We start from the raw sequence: 17,520 nt of genomic DNA on the forward strand, positions 1-17,520 counted from the left end.
CGGCCGCCACGTTCGCCGCCACGGCGTTCGCTGCGTTCGCCGCGCTCCTGGCGTGGGGCTTCGGCGGCGCCTTCCTGGCGCCCATTGCCGCCGCGCCCGCCCTGGCCATTGCCGCTGCTGCGCTGGGTGCGGCCGCGCTGCTCGCCGCTGCGGCGTTCGCTGCGCTCACCACGCTCGCCGCGTTCGCCGCTGCTGCGGCGGCGCTCGCCGCCACGCGCTGCGCCGCTCTTGCCTTCCTCTTCAGGCTGGGCCTGGGGTTGCACGGCGGGGGTGGCTGGCGCGCCAAAGCCAAACAGGGTTTTCAGGCGCTCCACCCAGCCGGCCAGGGTGCTGCCCAGGCTGGACGCAGCGGCCGGGGCAGCAGTTGCCGCCACGGGCTCGGGCTTGTTCGCCGCAGGCGGCGGCGCATCGGGCAGCACGCTTTTGATGAGCGGGCTCTGGCGGTTGGTGGGCTCCTTGGAGCGGCGCGAGGTGGCCAGCGGGTCTTCGATTTCCTCGGCCAGCTTGTAGCTGGCCTCGGGGCTGTCCAGCCGGCTGTCGTCGACCTTCAGGCGCTCGAGCCGGTAGTTGGGCGTCTCCAGCGTTTTGTTGGCGACGATTTGCACGTTGACGCGCTGCTGGATTTCGATCTTGGTGACTTCGGTGCGCTTTTCGTTGAGCAGGAAGCTGGCGACCTCCACCGGCACCTGGCAGTGCACGGCGGCGGTGTTGTCCTTCATGGACTCTTCCTGGATGACGCGCAGGATTTGCAGCGCCGAGCTTTCGATGTCGCGCACGTGGCCGGTGCCGCCGCAGCGCGGGCAGGGGATGGAGCTGCCTTCGCTCAGGGCGGGCTTGAGGCGCTGGCGGCTCATCTCCAGCAGGCCGAATTTGCTGATGGCGCCAAACTGCACGCGCGCGCGGTCCTGGCGCAGCGCCTCGCGCAGGCGGTTTTCCACTTCGCGGCGGTTCTTGCTGTCCTCCATGTCGATGAAGTCGATCACCACCAGGCCGCCCAGGTCGCGCAGGCGCATCTGGCGCGCCACTTCGTCGGCGGCCTCCAGGTTGGTGCGGGTGGCCGTTTCCTCGATGTCGCCGCCCTTGATGGCGCGCGCGGAGTTCACGTCGATGGCCACCAGCGCCTCGGTCTGGTCGATGACGATGGCGCCGCCCGAGGGCAGTTGCACGGTGCGCGCGTAGGCCGATTCGATCTGGTGCTCGATCTGAAAGCGCGAGAACAGCGCCGCCGGATCGCGGTAGCGTTTGACGCGCGCGGCGTTCTCGGGCATGACGTAGCCCATGAACTGGCGCGCCTGCTCGTAAATATCGTCGGTGTCGATGAGGATTTCGCCGATGTCGTTGTGGAAGTAATCGCGCATGGCGCGGATCACCAGGCTGGATTCCTGGTAGATCAGCTCGGGCTTGCGCAGGCCGTCGGCGGCTTCTTCGATGGCGCTCCAGACCTTGAGCAGGAAGTTCAAGTCCCATTGCAGCTCTTCGGCGCTGCGGCCGATGCCGGCGGTGCGCGCGATGATGGACATGCCCTTGGGGTATTCGAGCTGGTCCATGGCCTCTTTCAGCTCGCTGCGCTCGCTGCCCTCGATGCGGCGCGACACCCCGCCGCCGCGCGGGTTGTTGGGCATCAGCACCACGTAGCGCCCGGCCAGACTGATGAAGGTGGTCAGCGCCGCGCCCTTGTTGCCGCGCTCCTCCTTCTCGACCTGCACCAGCAGCTCCTGGCCCTCGCGGATGACGTCGTTGATGCGCGCCTGGCTGACGGCCACGCCCTCGGCAAAGTATTGGCGGGAGATTTCCTTGAAAGGCAAAAAGCCGTGGCGCTCCTCGCCGTAATCGACGAAGCAGGCCTCCAGGCTGGGCTCGATGCGGGTCACCACCGCCTTGTAGATGTTGCCCTTGCGCTGCTCGCGCCCTTCGATCTCGATTTCGTAATCGAGCAGTTTCTGCCCGTCGACGATGGCCAGGCGGCGTTCCTCGGCCTGCGTGGCGTTGATGAGCATCCGTTTCATGATGCGTGTTCCTTTGTGTCAAAGCAATCCATGCCCCAGCGGGGCGCCCGATGCCTCTATCCGGGCTTCGCGATGACACAACGGAAACGCCGCCTTGGCGGCCTGTGGCCCCTGTCGCCCTCCCGCGGCTGCGCGCCAGCAGCGCACCTGGGCGGCTGAACGCGCATCGGCGTTTCAGCAGCGCGGGGCAGGCAAAGGGGCTTGCATGACAGCGAGGGCGGCATCGGGCCTGCTTGCGGCCCGGCGCATTGCCGGCGGCGCCTGATGGTCGGCATGAGCCGACGGGCCCAAAGGCACCCGGGGCGTTGGCCGCAGCCAGTGCCAAAGCAGGTTTGCCAGGGCCATCAACATGGTGTGCTTGCTCGCTCGAATCGGGCTCGCCGGCAGCGCACGCAACTGGCGTGTGCGGCGCGCTGGCCAACCAGGGGGGGTATTCCGTGTTCAGTGTTGCATCGCGTCGCGCCAAAAAGGGCGGGGCAAGGGTCTGGGCAGATTGTTCTTCGGCAGCCCTGACCGGCCCCACGGGCATCGACCTGCCTGAGCCGCGAAGGGAATACAACCGTTTCGCGTCAAAAATCACCAAGGCAATGCAAGCGCTTGGCCCCGCTCGGGCTCAGGTGCGCGCATTATAGGGGCACGGGCATGGCGCAAGCGGCTTGGCTTGATTGAACAGTTTTTTGTACAATTTGCCCCTTTCATGCGCAGGAGGCAAAACCCATGCAAGCCATCACCTATTCCGAAGCCCGCAACAACCTGGCCAAGCACCTGGATCGGGTGGTCAACGACTGCGACTTCACCGTCATCACGCGCCAAAAGGGCGAGGCCGCCGTGCTGATGAGCCTGCGCGAGTTCGAGTCGTGGAAGGAAACCCTGTTCCTGCTGCGCGGCAAGAACGGCCCCCGGCTGCTGAAGTCGGTGGAGAACATCCGCAACCGGCGCAACATCATCCAGCGCGAGCTGATCGACGAATGATCTCCTTCGAAGACGCCGCCTGGGACGACTACCTCTGGTGGCAGCAGCACGACCGCCAGGTGCTGCGCAAGCTCAACCGGCTCATCCGCGACATCCAGCGCGACCCGTTTGGCGGCATCGGCAAGCCCGAGGCGCTGAAAAACGAGCTCTCGGGCTTCTGGTCGCGCCGCATCACGGACGAGCACCGCGTGGTCTACCGGATGGAAGGCGAGGAGCTGGTGATCGCACAGTGCCGGGGCCACTATGACGACTGAAACCCCTGCCGTGCGCCAGCTGGCCGTGGACGAGGAAAGCGCCGGCCAGCGGCTGGACAACTTCCTGTTTCGCACCGTCAAGGGCGTGCCCAAGACGCACATCTACCGGCTGATCCGCAGCGGCCAGGTGCGCATCAACAAGGGGCGCGCCCAGGCCGAAACCCGCTTGAACGCCGGCGATGTGGTGCGCATCCCGCCCGTGCGCAGCGCCCAGAACGCAGGCGCCGAAAGCGCGCCAGCCGCCAACCCAGCAGCGCCCGCGCGAGAGTTCGCCATATTGCACGAGGACGACTGGCTGCTGGCCATCGACAAGCCCGCTGGCGTGGCCGTGCATGGCGGCAGCGGCGTGAGCTTTGGCGTCATCGAGCAGCTGCGCGCCGCCCGGCCACAGGCGCGCTATCTGGAGCTGGTGCACCGGCTGGACCGCGAAACCAGCGGCATCTTGCTGATCGCCAAGCGGCGCAGCGCCCTGACGCACCTGCAGGACCAGTTCCGCGCCCGCAGCACCGGCAAGACCTACCTGGCCCTGGTCAAGGGCCACTGGCCCGAGCGCCTGAAAGTGCTGGACACGCCGCTGCACAAATACCTGCTGCCCGATGGCGAACGCCGCGTGCGCCCCACCAGCGCCGACGACCCCGATGGCCAGCGCGCGCTGTCGCTGGTGCGTGTGCGCCAGCGCCACGAGGCCGTGCCGCAGGCCGGCCTGCCAGCGACCAGCTTACTGGAGGTGACGATCAAGACCGGCCGCACCCACCAGATCCGCGTGCACACCGCCAGCAGCGGCCACCCCATCGCCGGCGACGACAAGTACGGCGACTTCGACTGGAACCGCCGCCTGGCCAGGCAGGGCCTGGCGCGCATGTACCTGCACGCCTGGCGGCTGCGCTTTGCGCACCCGCACAGCGGCGCGCAGATCGCGCTCGAAAGCCCCCCGGGCGCAGACCTGCGCCTGCCTGCGCCACTGGCGCTGTGAGGCCGCCAGCGGGCCATGCCCCTTGGCCCGTGCGGCCCATGCGCAGAGCGCGCCTGCCGGGCAGGCGCAAATTTGTCACAATCGCGGGCTTTTGCAGCGCGTTTTCACATAACAGAACCAACAGGACACTCACCCATGAGCGACGTTCAGCAACGCATCGACCAACTGGTCAAGTCCCACCCCGTGGTGCTCTTCATGAAGGGCACGGCCAGCTTCCCCATGTGCGGCTTCTCCGGCCGCGCCACGCAAATCCTCAAGGCCTGCGGCGTGGACTTGAAATCGCTGATGGCCGTCAACGTGCTCGAAGACCCGGAAATCCGCCAGGGCATCAAGGACTACAGCCAGTGGCCCACCATCCCACAGCTCTACGTCAAGGGCGAATTCGTCGGCGGCTCGGACATCATGATGGAGATGTACGAATCGGGCGAGCTGCAAAAGCTGCTGGCCTGAAGCCACAGGCCCGGCAGCCCAGGCCGGCATGGCCATGCCGCAGCCAGAGGCCGGGCTGCGGTTCGTGCGAAAATCGCCGCCTTTGCCCCAGCGCCAAGCGCCCAGAGGCCGCATGCGCCACGCCGCACACGCGGCCCGTTTCATTGCCTGATGCCAAGCCACGCCCCCACCACTGCCACGCCCCCCGCCACGGACACCCGAGTGCGCCTGGCACTGTTCGATCTGGACCATACCCTGCTGCCGCTCGATTCCGACTACGAGTGGGGGCAGTTCAGCGTCCGCCAGGGGCTGGTCGAAGGCCAGGCGTTTGCGCAGCGCAATGCCGAGTTTTTCGAGCAATACCGCGCCGGCACGCTGGATCTGGCGCAGTACATCCGCTTTGCCACCGAGGCCATTTGCCGCCTGGGCCCCGAGGCCAGCTTGGCCGCGCGCCAGCGCTTCATGGCCGAGGTCATCGCCCCGGCCATCCTGCCGCCGGCACAGGCGCTGCTGCAGCGCCACCGCGATGCCGGCGACGAGGTGCTGATCGTCACCGCCACCAACATCTTCGTCACCGAGCCCATCGCCCAGGCCCTGGGCGTGCCGCGCTCGCACCTGCTGGCCGTGGAGCTCGAGCGCGATGCGCACAGCGGCTGGTACAACGGCCAGATTGCCGGCGTGCCCAGCATGCGCGAGGGCAAGGTCACGCGCGTGGCGCAATGGTTGCAGCAGCGCGGCTGGGGCTGGCCGCAGGTGCACACCACCTTCTACAGCGATTCGCGCAACGACCTGGCCCTGCTCGAACAGGTGGACGTGCCCGTGGCCGTCAACCCCGACCCCACGCTGCGCCAGCACGCGCAGCAGCGCGGCTGGGCCATCATGGATTTGTTCGCCCCCGCATGAGCCGCGCCCCCGCCACCACCCTGCCCTCATGATCAAGCAATTTATCGAAAAGCTGCTGGCCAAGCGCCCGCGCCAGCGCCCGGCTGCCCAGGCCGGCCAAGCCCCCGCGGCCAGCGCGCGCAGCGCCCGCGCCAGCGCCAGCGCCACTGGCGCGGCCAATGCCGCCAGCGCCCAACGCAAGATCTTCGGCAAGCGCCATGAAGTTCCCGTCAGCGAACACGGCATCGACCCCTCTTTGGTGGACCGGCGCGCACTGGAAGTGGTCGATACCCTGCAGAGCAAGGGCTTTGAGGCCTACATCGTCGGCGGCGCAGTGCGCGATTTGCTGCTGGGCCTGCGCCCCAAGGATTTCGACGTGGCCACCAACGCCACGCCCGAGCAGGTCAAAAGCCTGTTTCGCCGCGCCTTCATCATCGGGCGGCGCTTTCGCATCGTGCACGTGGTGTTCGGCCGCGGGCGCGAGCACGAGGTGATCGAAGTCACCACCTTCCGCGCCTACCTGGACAACCAGGCCGCCGACCGCATCAGCGGCAACGAGAAAACCAGCCGCCAGGCGCTGGCGGGCGTGCAGCACGCCGTCGATGCCAGCGGCCGCGTGCTGCGCGACAACGTCTGGGGCAGCCAGCAGGAAGATGCCGCGCGGCGCGACTTCAGCATCAACGCCATGTACTACGACCCGCGCTCGCAGATCGTGGTCGATTACCACCACGGCATCGACGACGCGCGCCGGCGCACCATCCGCATGATCGGCGAGCCCGAGGCGCGCTACCGCGAAGACCCGGTGCGCATGATCCGCGCCATCCGCTTTGCCGCCAAGCTCGACGCGCTGGGCTTCACCCTGGGCAGCAAGACCGCCCAGCCCATCGCCGCGCTGCGCCCGCTGCTGCAGGACATCCCGCCCAGCCGCCTGTTCGACGAAATGCTCAAGCTGCTGCAGACCGGCCATGCCATGGCCTCCGTGGCGCAGCTGCGCGCGCTGGGGCTGGCCAAGGGCATCTACCCGCTGCTGGATCTGATCGTCGAGCGCGCCGACTGGCCGCTGGTCGAGCTGGCGCTGCGCGACACCGACCGGCGCGTGGCCGAAGGCAAGCCCGTCGCGCCCAGCTTCCTGCTGGCCTGCGTGCTGTGGGACGACGTGCAGCGCGCCTGGGAGCGCGAGCAGCAAAGCGGCCAGCACCCCAGCCCGGCGCTCTCGCACGCCATCAGCGAAGTGTTCGAGCGCCGCGTCGGCGATGTCTCCGGGCGCGGCAAGCTCGGCGCCGACATCCGCGAAATCTGGACCATGCAGCCGCGCTTTGCGCGCCGCAGCGGCAAGGGCCCCTACAGCCTGGTGCAGCAGCCGCGCTTTCGCGCCGGGCTGGACTTTCTGCGCCTGCGCGGTCGCGCCGGCGAAGCCGCGCAGGACTGGGCCGCCTGGTGGGAAGAATTCAGCCTGGCCGACGACGCCACCCGCGCCGACATGCTCGAACAAGAGCGCCAGCGCAGCCAGCAGGCCAAGCAGGCAGCCGAGAGCGGCCGCAAAGCCAAGAAACCGCGCCAACGCAGCGCGCCCGCGGCGGGCGAGCCCACCACCACGCCCGAAACCGAAAGCGCCCTGCCCGAAGGCGCAGAGCCGCAAGATCACCAAGAGCTGGCCCAGCCACTGTCCAGCAGCGCCAAGCGCCGCCGCCGGCGCAAGAAATCCCCCGGCAGCACTGCGGCAAGCCCCGCCCAAGCCGCCGCCCCAGGCGCAGCCCAGCCGCCCTCGGGCAGCGCAGGCCATGCCTGAGCAACCCGCCAGTCGCGCCTGGATCGGCCTGGGCGCCAACCTGGGCCAGCCGCTGGCCGCCCTGCACGCCGCGCGCGACGCACTGGCGCAACTGCCCCGCTCCCGGCTGGAGGCCGTCTCGCCGCTGTACCGCTCCAGCCCGGTCGATGCCGGCGGCCCCGACTACCTCAACGCCGTGGCCCGCCTGGCCACAGAGCTGGCGCCGCTGGCGCTGCTGCAGGCCCTGCAAGACATCGAACAGGCCGCCGGCCGCCAACGCCCCTACCGCAACGCCCCACGCACCCTGGATCTGGACCTGCTGCACTACCACGACCGGGCCGGCGCGCCCGTGCAAATGCACAGCCCGCAGCTGAGCCTGCCGCACCCGCGCTGGCAGCAGCGCGCCTTCGTGCTGCTGCCGCTGGCCGACATTGACCCTGCCCTGGCCGGCGAGGCCGCCACGCGCGCGCAACTGGCGCTGCAGCAACCACTGCAGCGCCTGCCTGCGGCGCAGCAATGGGCGCCCTGGCAGCGGCCATGAGCGCCTCTCTCGCCTCTCTCAAAAACCGCTGCACGGGCGCACGCAATGCCAGCGATATACTTGCGCCCTTTTGGCCTTCTCGCACGCACATGGTTGAATCCTTTACCTACGAGCAATTGATCGCCTCTGGCGAAGGGCGCCTGTTTGGCCCCAACAGCGGCAAGCTGCCGCTGCCGCCCATGCTGATGTTCGACCGCATCACCCACATCGACGACGAAGGCGGCGCCCATGGCCTGGGCCGCATCGTGGCCGAGCTGGACATCAAGCCCGAGCTCTGGTTCTTCGCCTGCCACTTCAAGAACGACCCCGTCATGCCCGGCTGCCTGGGCCTGGATGCCATGTGGCAGCTCATCGGCTTTTACCTCACCTGGCTGCGCCTGCCCGGCAAGGGCCGCGCCCTGGGCGCGGGCGAAGTCAAGTTCACCGGCGAGGTCAAGCCCGACGTGAAGCTGGTGACCTACGAGATCGACATCAAGCGCGTCATCCGCCGCAAGCTCAACATGGCCATCGGCGACGCCCGCCTGCTGGCCGACGGCCAGGAAATCTACACCGCCAACGACCTGCGCGTCGGCCTGTTCGAGGCCGAGGCCAAGGCCTGAAAACCTCTGCCCAAGCCTTTGCGCAGTGGCCGGGCGGTCTACAGCACCGCGCCGATCAGCCCGATCACCAGCCACAGCAGCACCCACAGCACCAGCGTGCGCCACATCAGCGAGGCCAGCCTGTGCAGCAAGCCGGCCAGTTCGTCGCCACACTGCTCTGCCCCATCCAAGATGCGTGAAGGCGCGCGCCCTTGCCAGTGCGGCCAGGCCAGAATCCATTGCACGCTGCGCCCCGGCAGCCCCAGCGCCGCGCTGCCTGCGGCCAGCACCAGCGCATCGCCATCGCCTGGGCGGCGCGCCGTGCAGGCGCGCCAGGCGCTGATGGCCTCGTCATAACGCCCCACGGCGGCGAACATGCCCGCGGTGATGCGCGCGGGCAGCCAATTGACCCATTGCCAGCCCTGCCGCGCCACGCGCGCCAGGGCCATGCTGGCGCCGTGCGGGCCCTCGTGCCGCCCTGCCCCGCGCCACCACAGGCCATGCGCGGCCTGCGCCAGGCCAAACAGCACGGCCCCCATGGGCCCCAGCCCGGCAAAGGCCAGCAGCAGGTAGGCAGCAAACACCCCGAACACGTAGTGGTGCATGTGCTGCACGGAGTAGGACACGCTGGCGGCCAGCAGCGCGGCCGGGCTTTCGTCCTGCGCGGGGGCTGTGCCGCCGGGCTCGGCAGCGCCCTGCATATCGCTATGCACACCCCCCTGTGCATGGCCCTGGGCCCAGCCGCCTTCCAGCGCCTGGCCCCAGCGCTCCAGGGCCTGGGCGGCGGCCTGGCGATCGCCGGTGTTGATGGCGTTGCGCACCTGCGTGAAGTACGGCCCAAAGGCGCGAAAGCGCAGCACGGCATAGAGCACCAGCACCGACCAGACAAAGGCCGCAAAGCGCCCCAGGCCGACCTGCAGCAGCGCAAAGACCAGCCAGACGGCCACGGCCGGCAGGCACACGGCCAGCGCCCACAGCACCCAGGCCTGGCTGGCGGTGCCAGCATCGAGCGCGTACTGCAAGCGCCAGCGCAGCGCCTGCAGCGCCCCATGCCAGCGCTGGCGGGCGTGCAGCGGGCGCAGCTGCTCCAGCAGCAGTGCGACGAACAAGGCCAGCACGCTCATGGCGCTCCCCGCTGGGGCCGGCGCGCAGCGCCAGGGCCGGTGGTGCTCACAGCGCCTGCGCCAGACGGCGCACCCCTTCGACGATGCGCTCGTCGGGCACGGTGGCGTAGCTCATGCGAAATGCCGCCGGATCGGGGTCGGTGGCGTAGAACGGCGCGCCGGGCACCACGGCCACGCCCTGCTCGATGCCGCGCTGCACGAATGGCGCGGCCTGCGCGCCCGGCGCAGTCAGCCGGGCCCAGATGAACATGCCGCCCTGCGGCGGGGTGTACTGCAGCGCATCGCCCAACTGCTCTTGCAGGCATTGCATCATCAGCGCGGCGCGGTGGGCATAGACGCGCTGCACGTTCTGCAGCGCCGGCTGCAGGCGGCCGCTGGCCAGGTATTCGCTGGCCGTGACCTGCGCCAGCATGCTGCTGTTGGCATCGCTGAACTGCTTGCACATCACGGCCTGGGCCAGCAGCGCCGGCGGCGCCACCAGCCAGCCCAGGCGCAGCCCGGGCGAGAGCACTTTGGAGAAGCTGCCGCAATAGGCCAGCCAGTCGCGGCTGCCGGGCACCTGCTCGCTCAGCGCCAGCAGGGTCGGCGGCGGCGGGGCATCGAAGTACAGCTCGCCGTAGGGGTTGTCCTCGACCACCAGCACCTGGTGGCGCGCGGCCAGCTCCAGGATGCGCTTGCGCCGATCCAGGCCCAGCAGCGCGCCGCTGGGGTTGCCGAAGGTGGGGATCAGGTACACCAGCCGCGGCCGGTGCTGCACGATGGCCTGCTCCAGCCGATCAACCTGCACGCCTTGTTGGTCGATGGGCACCGACACGACCTGCGCGCCGTAGAGCCTGAAGCACTGGATGGTGGCCAGGAAGGTCGGCCCCTCCACCAGCACCGTATCGCCGGGGGAGATCATGGTCTTGCCCAGCAGATCCAGCGCCTGCTGGCTGCCGGTGGTGACGATCAGCTCCTGGGCCTGCACCTGCGCGCCCTGCGCCTGCAGCTGGGCGGCGATCTGCTCGCGCAGCGGCTGATGGCCCTCGGTCGGGCCGTACTGCAGGGCCAGCGCGGCGTGCTCGCGCAAGGCGCGCTGGGCGGCCTGCTCCATGCCTTGGGCATCGAACAGCGCCGCATCGGGAAAGCCCCCGGCAAAGCTGATGATGCCGGGCCGCCCCAGCAGTTTGAAGATTTCACGGATGGCCGATGTCTCGACCTGACGCAGGCGCTGGGCAAATTCCATGGGGCTTGGCTCTCAATGAACAGCAAAGGGCGCGCTTCTGCCGGGCGCGCCTGGGGGCGAGCATGCGGCATGGGCAGGGCCAAACGCGGCATCATAGCGGCTGCCTTGCCATTCTTTTTCTCTCTGACTCTCGCGCCCGATCGCACCGGGCACTTGAGCAGGCGCTTGAACTCCATGACCTTGCCACCCACTGCCCACCACAGGCCCGAACGCGGCGCCGACGCGGCCGACCTGCAGGCCCTGCGCCAAGCCCTGCAGGCGCGCGGCCAGCGCGATGCCCAGCTGCTGCAAACCCACATCTCCTGGCTGCTGCTGGGCCATGAGCAGGTCTGGAAGATCAAAAAGCCGGTGCGCCTGCCCTTTGCCGACTTCAGCACGCTAGCGCAGCGCCGCCATTTCTGCGACGAGGAGCTGCGCCTAAACCGGCGCCTGGCGCCGCAGCTGTACCTGGACGTGCAGCCGCTGTGGCGCAATGCCCAGGGCCTGCTGGACTTCGATCCCCCTGCGCCCGACCAGCCCGCAGCCGAGTGGGCTGTGCGCATGCGGCGCTTTGCCGATGACGCCCTGCTGCGCACCCGCTTCGAAGCCGGCGCAGCGCCCCCGCCCGCTGCGCTGCACCAGCTGGGCCAGCGGCTGGCGCGCTTTCACGCCCAAGGCGCTGGCGCAGCAGTGCCGCAGGCCGAGTACGGCAGCGCCGAGCGCATCGAGGCCGATGTGCGCGCCCTGTTCACGCCGCTGCAGCGCAGCGCCTTTGCCGCGTTGGTGCCGCAGTGGCAGGCCTGGCTGGATCGGCAATGCGCGGCGCTGCGCCCGCTTTGGCAGGCCAGGCGCGCCGGCGGCTTCGTGCGCGAAGGCCATGGCGATCTGCATCTGGGCAATCTGGTGCTGCTGGGCGATGCCATCGTGCCCTTTGACTGCATCGAGTTCCAGCCCGCGATGCGCTGGATCGACGTGGCCAACGACATGGCCTTTCTCAGCATGGATTTGCACGCCCATGGCCGCAGCGACCTGGCAGCCCATGTGATGGACGGCTGGCTGCAGCACAGCGGCGACTTCGCCGCGCTGCAGACCTGGCGCTTTTACGAGGTCTACCGCGCGCTGGTGCGCGCCATGGTGGCGCAAATCTCCCCGCCGGCGGACGGCGCGCTGCCCGGGGCCGATGCCCCACCGGCCGGGCAGCAGTACGCGCACTGCGCCCAGCAGTGGTGCCAGGCCGCGCCCGCGCCGGCGCTGTTCATCACCTGCGGCGCCTCGGGCTCGGGCAAGTCCACCGTGGCTGCGGCCTGCATGGAGCAGCTGGGCGCCATCCGCATCCGCTCGGACGTGGAGCGCAAGCGCCTGTTCGGCCTGGACGCCCTGGCCGACTCGCACGCCCAGGGCCTGGACATTTACACCCCCGAGGCCACGCAGCGCACCTTTGCCCGCCTGGGCGAGCTGGCCGAGCTGGCGCTGCAGGCAGGCTGGCCGGTGGTGGTCGATGCGGCCTTTTTGCGCCGCGAGCAGCGCGATGCCTTGCGCGCGCTGGCCCAGCGCCTGCAGCTGCCATTTGCCATCCTCGCCTGCGAGGCCCCGGCCCAGACGCTGCGCCAGCGCATCGCCCAGCGCCGCAGCGCCGCGCAAGACCCTTCCGAGGCCACGCCCGAGCTGGTGGCCCAGCAGCTGCAGGGGCAGCAGCCATGGGGCGAGCAGGAGCTGCCCTTCGTGCGCCGCATCGACACCAGCGCGCCGCACTGGCGCGCGGCGCTGGCCGCGCAACTGCAAGCGCAGCGCTGAGGCCGGCAAGGGCGCAAAAAGAAGCAGCCCATGGCCTGTGCTGCCATGGGCTGTTTTTTACCGTGCGCCTTCGGTATCCGCGATCAGAACTGATAGCGCAGGTTCACGCCAACGTAGCGGCCAGCCTCGGTGTAGCTGGAGAAGTCGGGCTTGGTGATGCCGCGCGCGCGATTCCACAGTGCGTAGCGCTTGTCAGCGATGTTGTAGATGCCGCCGCTGAGGGTGAGGTTGGCCGTGGGCCTGTAGTAAGCGGTCAAATCCACAACGCCGTAGCCGGGCAGCGGCGCGTAGCGGCTGCTGGGCAGATCGGCCTTTTTCTTTGCCGCGGCCCATTTCACGCGCAGCTGCCCGCCCCAGCGATCGCCGGGCTCGGCATAGCGCAGCCCCACGTGGCCGTGCAGCGGGTTGACGCGCAGCAGCGGCGCGCCATCGTCTTGCTTGCCCTTGGCGTAGGCCAGCGCGCCGTCCAGGTGCAGGCCCTGGGCCGCGCCCAGCGCGCCCAGGTTCAGGCTGCCTTCCCACTCCAGCCCGTGGACTTTGGTGCGCCCCGGCTCGTTGAAGACGGTGCAGACGTCGTCACGGCCGTAGTCGCCGCAATCGACCTCGATCATGCTGCTGTAGGCGTTGTGAAACACCGTGGCCTTTTGCCGCCCCAGCGCGCCAAAGCTGCTCCAGGCCAGCTCCACGCCGGTGGCTTTTTCCGGCTTCAGATTGGGGTTGGGGCGCGAGGGCCAGTGGCCATAGCTCTGGCCATTGCTCTCGCCGTAGGCCGGCAGGCGGGTGCTGCGGTTGAAGCTGGCCGACAGCAGGTGGTTGTCATTGAGCTTCCAGTCCAGCAGCAGGCCGCCGCCCACGGTGGTCTTGCTGTACTTGCGCGTGCCCTGCACGGGCGTGACCCCGGCATCGAACGCTGGGTCGATGCGGATGTGCGAGACCTTGGCCGAGGGCGTCAGGCTCACGCCGCTCTCGCCCAGGCCCAGGCGGTTGGCGGCGTGCACGCTGGCCTGCCACTGCTGGTTGCGCGGGAAGTACGTGGGGTTGCTGATGCGGCTGCCCACTGTGCGCACCAGATCCAGCTCGGCCTCGCTGCGCTGCAGCTTGAAGCCATAGCTCCAGTCCTGGCGCAGGCTGGCGCCTGAGGGCGCGATGGCCTTGTCGAAATCGGCCTTGAAGGTGTAGGAGCTGGTCTTGAAATAATTCTTGTCCGTGGTCAGCGTGCGCGCGCCGGTTGTGCCGGTGCGGTCGGTAACGCCCAGGTTCTGGCCGCGCGTTCTTTGCATGGACAGCTGCCAGCTCATGCCATCGAACAGCGCATTGGCGGCGTTCAGATCGTGGCTGAGCGACAGGGCGCTGCGGGTGTTTTTGCGCTCTTCCGTGTAGCTGTGCGTGGTGGTGCTGCCGCGGCTGGAGGTGCTGGTGCCCAGCGCGTTGCGCCGGTCGATGTCGCTGTGGGCGCCGTAGTACTGGGCGTTGAGCGTGAGCTTGTGGTCGCGATTGGGCTGCAGCACCCATTTGCCGTTGAGCGAGTTGCTGCGCCCATCCACCGGCAGGCTCTTGGTGCGCTGGGGTCCGTCGACGTCCAGCCCGCCCTTGTTGTCCAGCTCCTGGTACGAACGGCGCGTATAGCTCAGCGAGGCGCTCTGGCGCTCGTCGATCAGCGCCGCCAGGCTGAAACCGGCGGCAATGTCACGGGTGTCGCCGCTGTAGCCGGCGCGCACATCGCCGCCCAGGCGCTGACCAGGGCGCAGGTAATCGGCCGGATCCTTGGTGCGAAACTGCACGCTGCCGGCCAGGCCATTGGCCCCCGGGCCCTTGTGCACGTTGACCTGCTTGAGGTCTGCCGGATCGAAGAGCTGGCGGCCATAGTGCATGCTGTGGCCGAAGGAGAAGCTCTGCGTGATGTCCATGCCGTCGAGCTCCACGGTCACGCGGTCGCTGCCCACGCCCAGGCCGCCGCCAATGCCGCCCATGCCGCGGATTTCGATGTCGCCCAGCACGCCGGTCATGGTGGAAAAATCCACCCCGGGCGTGTTGTCGAACACGCCGCGGATGTTTCTGGGCGGCTCTTTCTCGAGCTGCTCCTGGCCGATCACCGTGCTCTGCGGCTGCGGCTGGGCGCTGACCGTCACAGTGGGCAACTGATCGGCCTGCGCTGGCGCGACCGCGCCCCCCGTTTGTGCGAAAGCGCAGCCGCAGCAGATATGCGCGGCCAACAAGGCAAGTGGCTTGCGGGCAAATGGCATGAAAAAACTCCTCTGGGATACAACAACAGGCCCAGCCACGCGCAACGCTGCGCGACTGGGCCTTGGACGAAACAGGCATCGAGGGGTTTTTTGCATCCACGCCCGCCACCGGGCGGAACCTGGATGGCATCTGCGTGAAGCGCCCGGCAGCTTGTGCCGGGCAGAAGGCGCCACTCAGCGCTGGGCAAAGGGCGCCCGGCACGCCACGGCGGCAGAACGGCTTCCGCAGATTGTCAATCTAGTCTCGCAATTATAAATAACTCTCATTTGTTGCGTAAGAATTCTTTTCATTTTCTTGTATTTGAGTGCCGGCCGCCGCAGCCAGGCCCGGCCACAACCAAGCCCAGCCGCAGCCCTGGCCCCGCCCCTTTGTGCCCGCGCCTTTGTGCGCAGCGCGGCAGCAGGCTGGGCAGCGCCAAGGGGCCGGCCCCTCAGCGCCCGGCGAACAAATAGCTGCAAATGGCCACGGAGGCCATGACCGCCACCGCATCGGCCAGCAGCGCCGCCAGCAGCGCATGGCGGATGCGCCGCACCTGCACCGCGCCAAAGTACACGGCCAGCACGTAGAAGGTGGTTTCGGACGAGCCCATGATGGTGGAGACCAGATAGCCCACATAGCTGTCCGGCCCGATGGCCGGATCGGTCAGCGTGGCGGTCATCACGCCATAGGCGCCCGAGCCCGACAGCGGGCGCAGCAAGGCCATGGGCAAGGCCTCGGCCGGCAGGCCCAGCGGCGCGGTGAACACCGCCAGCGCGCCCACCAGCACATCCAGCGCGCCGCTGCTGCGCAGCATGCCCACCGCCACCAGAATGGCCACCAGGTAGGGCATGATGCGCAGCGCCACCTCGAAGCCGCCCTTGGCGCCTTCGACGAAGGCCTCGTAGATGCGCACGCCGCGCAGCCAGCCAAACAGCAAGAAGCCCACCATCATGCCCGGCACGATCCACGGCGCGATGCGCTTGCCCCAGACGATGCTGGCAGGGATGGCCAGCGCAACGGCCGCCAGCGCCAACAGGCTGACCCACAGCGGGTAGGCCTGCTGCTGCGCCAGGGCGCTGTCGCCCTCGCCGCCTGCCGGCTCGCTCACCCAGGGCCGCTGCATGGCCAGCTCCTGCGGCGTGGCCTGCCCCACCGGGAAGAAACGCTGCAGGCCCCAGACCGCCACGATGGCCGCCAGCGTGGAGGCGGCCGTGGCAAACAGCGTCGTGGGCAACACCCCGGCCGGGTCCATCGAGCCCGAGGCCGCGCGGATGGCGATGACCTTGGCCGGCAGCAGCGTCACGCTGGAGGTGTTGATGGCCAGGAACATCACCATGGCATTGGTGGCCGTGCCCGGGCGCGGGTTGAGCGCGTCGAGCGCCTGCATGGCGCGGATGCCAAAGGGCGTGGCGGCATTGCCCAGCCCCAGCGCATTGGCCGACATGTTCAGCACCATCGCGCCCATGGCCGGGTGGTTGGCCGGCACCTGCGGGAACAGCCGCACCAGCAAGGGCCGGATCAGCTTGGCCAGCACCACCAGCATGCCGCCCTCCTCGGCCACCTTCATCAGCCCAAGGAACAAGGCCATCACGCCCACCAGGCCGATGGCCAGCTCGATCGCGCCACTGGCCGAGGAGATCATGCCGGCCGAGAGCTGCTCCATCGGGCTGCTGGCGGCCTGCGCGGCCTGCGCCCCTTGTGCGGCCGCGCCTTCGGCCGCCGCGCCGGGCGCCTGCGCCGGCGGCTGCCACTGCCATTGACGCCAGGCGGCCGTGGCAAAGGCCACCACGACCAGCGCAAGAAAAACGAGATTCATGGCGTTTGCCCCCAAAGGCGCGCATCAAAGCGACGGGCGCTCGCGGCTCAGCCCGCCAGCGCGGCCTTGACCGCCGCCGAGACCGCGCCCATGTCGGCCTTGCCCGCCAGCTCCTGCTTGGCCTGGGCCATGACCTTGCCCATGTCCGCCGGGCCGTTGGCGCCCACGGCGGCCACGATGCGCGCCACGGCCGCGGCCACCTCCTGGGCCGACAGGCGCGCCGGCAGATAGACCTGCAGCACCTGCAGTTCGGCCTGCTCCTGCGCGACCAGATCCTGCCGCCCGGCCTGCTCGAAGGCGGCGATGGAATCCTTGCGCTGCTTGATGAGCCTGTCCACGATGGCCACGATGGCCGCATCGTCCAGCTCGATGCGCTCGTCCACCTCGCGCTGCTTGATGGCCGCCTGCAGCATGCGGATCGTGCCCAGGCGCTGGCTTTCCTTGGCGCGCATGGCGGCCTTCATGTCTTCGGTGATGCGTTCTTTGAGGCTCATGCCGGTGTCCTTCTTTGGTTGGCAAAGTGCGCCATTGTGCACGCAGCTCGATGGCTGCACGCGCATATGGGCAGGCCCTGGCACGCCCCGGGCCGCAGGCCAAAGGCACACAAGCAGCAGGCACAAAAAAACCGCGCCAGGCGTCCCGGGCGCGGTTTTTTTGATGCAGGCCACGGCATGTGCAGCAAGGCTGCGCCGTGGCCGCGGCAATCAGTACAGCTTCTTGGGCAGCTGCATGCTGCGCACGCGCTTGTAGTGGCGCTTGACGGCAGCGGCTTTCTTGCGCTTGCGCTCGGTCGTGGGCTTTTCGTAGAACTCACGGGCGCGCAGCTCGTTGAGCAGGCCCAGCTTTTCGATCGTGCGCTTGAAGCGGCGCAAGGCGATTTCGTACGGCTCGTTTTCTTTGACGCGGATGGTAGTCATTCAGATCAATCAAATGTTGCCAGATGCGCTGTGCAAGGG

The 17,520-nt window shown here is 68.8% G+C and carries 16 protein-coding genes; 9 read left to right on the plus strand and 7 right to left on the minus strand.

Annotated features, from left to right (window positions below):
• A partial coding sequence (locus tag CK625_RS11660) for an Rne/Rng family ribonuclease (RefSeq protein WP_143326270.1) occupies positions 1-2,006 on the minus strand: 2,006 nt, incomplete at its 3' end.
• 717 nt (positions 2,007-2,723) lie between these two features.
• On the opposite strand from CK625_RS11660, the gene CK625_RS11665 reads away from it, so the two are divergent.
• From CK625_RS11665 to fabA, 8 genes are all read left to right on the plus strand, one after another.
• Positions 2,724-2,978 carry a type II toxin-antitoxin system Phd/YefM family antitoxin gene (locus tag CK625_RS11665; protein WP_095540503.1) on the plus strand — a complete coding sequence of 85 codons (255 nt, stop codon included), beginning with the start codon at positions 2,724-2,726 and terminating at the stop codon, positions 2,976-2,978.
• Complete coding sequence (locus CK625_RS11670) at positions 2,975-3,232, plus strand: Txe/YoeB family addiction module toxin (RefSeq protein WP_095540504.1); 258 nt, start codon at positions 2,975-2,977, stop codon at positions 3,230-3,232. The genes CK625_RS11665 and CK625_RS11670 overlap by 4 nt, the downstream gene beginning before the upstream one ends.
• Positions 3,222-4,205 (plus strand): RluA family pseudouridine synthase, encoded by a 984-nt coding sequence (locus tag CK625_RS11675; RefSeq protein WP_095540505.1) that lies wholly within the window; start codon positions 3,222-3,224, stop codon positions 4,203-4,205. The genes CK625_RS11670 and CK625_RS11675 overlap by 11 nt, the downstream gene beginning before the upstream one ends.
• 135 nt (positions 4,206-4,340) lie before the next feature.
• Positions 4,341-4,655: a Grx4 family monothiol glutaredoxin gene (gene grxD / locus CK625_RS11680; protein WP_095540506.1), complete on the plus strand. Its 315-nt coding sequence runs from the start codon at positions 4,341-4,343 to the stop codon at positions 4,653-4,655.
• Between the two features lie 150 nt (positions 4,656-4,805).
• Positions 4,806-5,537: an HAD family hydrolase gene (locus CK625_RS11685; protein ID WP_095540507.1), complete on the plus strand. Its 732-nt coding sequence runs from the start codon at positions 4,806-4,808 to the stop codon at positions 5,535-5,537.
• Positions 5,538-5,565: 28 nt separating this feature from the next.
• Positions 5,566-7,305: a polynucleotide adenylyltransferase PcnB gene (gene pcnB, locus CK625_RS11690; RefSeq protein ID WP_095540508.1), complete on the plus strand. Its 1,740-nt coding sequence runs from the start codon at positions 5,566-5,568 to the stop codon at positions 7,303-7,305.
• Positions 7,298-7,825 (plus strand): 2-amino-4-hydroxy-6-hydroxymethyldihydropteridine diphosphokinase, encoded by a 528-nt coding sequence (folK, locus tag CK625_RS11695; protein WP_095540509.1) that lies wholly within the window; start codon positions 7,298-7,300, stop codon positions 7,823-7,825. Before pcnB ends, folK begins: the two co-directional genes overlap by 8 nt.
• 89 nt (positions 7,826-7,914) lie before the next feature.
• Positions 7,915-8,424: a bifunctional 3-hydroxydecanoyl-ACP dehydratase/trans-2-decenoyl-ACP isomerase gene (gene fabA / locus CK625_RS11700; protein ID WP_095540510.1), complete on the plus strand. Its 510-nt coding sequence runs from the start codon at positions 7,915-7,917 to the stop codon at positions 8,422-8,424.
• 38 nt (positions 8,425-8,462) lie between these two features.
• On the opposite strand, the gene CK625_RS11705 is transcribed toward fabA, so the two are convergent.
• Both CK625_RS11705 and CK625_RS11710 read right to left on the minus strand, forming a co-directional pair.
• Positions 8,463-9,527, minus strand: a complete 1,065-nt coding sequence (locus CK625_RS11705; protein ID WP_095540511.1) for a hypothetical protein — start codon at positions 9,525-9,527, stop codon at positions 8,463-8,465.
• A 46-nt stretch (positions 9,528-9,573) separates the two neighbouring features.
• Positions 9,574-10,752, minus strand: a complete 1,179-nt coding sequence (locus CK625_RS11710) for a PLP-dependent aminotransferase family protein (protein ID WP_095540512.1) — start codon at positions 10,750-10,752, stop codon at positions 9,574-9,576.
• 174 nt (positions 10,753-10,926) lie between these two features.
• Here CK625_RS11710 and CK625_RS11715 point away from each other — a divergent pair, with 174 nt between their 5' ends.
• On the plus strand, positions 10,927-12,525 hold the full coding sequence (locus CK625_RS11715; protein WP_095540513.1) for an AAA family ATPase: 1,599 nt from the start codon (positions 10,927-10,929) through the stop codon (positions 12,523-12,525).
• Positions 12,526-12,608: 83 nt separating this feature from the next.
• Here the strand turns inward: CK625_RS11715 and CK625_RS11720 are convergent, their stop codons facing one another.
• The 4 genes from CK625_RS11720 to rpsU form a co-directional block, all read right to left on the minus strand.
• The gene (locus CK625_RS11720; RefSeq protein WP_172425159.1) at positions 12,609-14,654 is read right to left on the minus strand and encodes a TonB-dependent receptor domain-containing protein; all 2,046 of its coding nucleotides are present in this window, start codon (positions 14,652-14,654) and stop codon (positions 12,609-12,611) included.
• A gap of 545 nt (positions 14,655-15,199) precedes the next feature.
• Positions 15,200-16,564 carry a nucleoside recognition domain-containing protein gene (locus CK625_RS11725; protein WP_095540515.1) on the minus strand — a complete coding sequence of 455 codons (1,365 nt, stop codon included), beginning with the start codon at positions 16,562-16,564 and terminating at the stop codon, positions 15,200-15,202.
• 47 nt (positions 16,565-16,611) lie between these two features.
• Positions 16,612-17,058 carry a GatB/YqeY domain-containing protein gene (locus CK625_RS11730; protein WP_095540516.1) on the minus strand — a complete coding sequence of 149 codons (447 nt, stop codon included), beginning with the start codon at positions 17,056-17,058 and terminating at the stop codon, positions 16,612-16,614.
• A 210-nt stretch (positions 17,059-17,268) separates the two neighbouring features.
• Positions 17,269-17,481 (minus strand): 30S ribosomal protein S21, encoded by a 213-nt coding sequence (rpsU, locus tag CK625_RS11735; protein ID WP_095540517.1) that lies wholly within the window; start codon positions 17,479-17,481, stop codon positions 17,269-17,271.
• Positions 17,482-17,520 lie beyond the last annotated feature (39 nt).

It is taken from the genome of Vandammella animalimorsus (assembly GCF_002285265.1).
GTDB lineage: Bacteria > Pseudomonadota > Gammaproteobacteria > Burkholderiales > Burkholderiaceae_C > Lampropedia.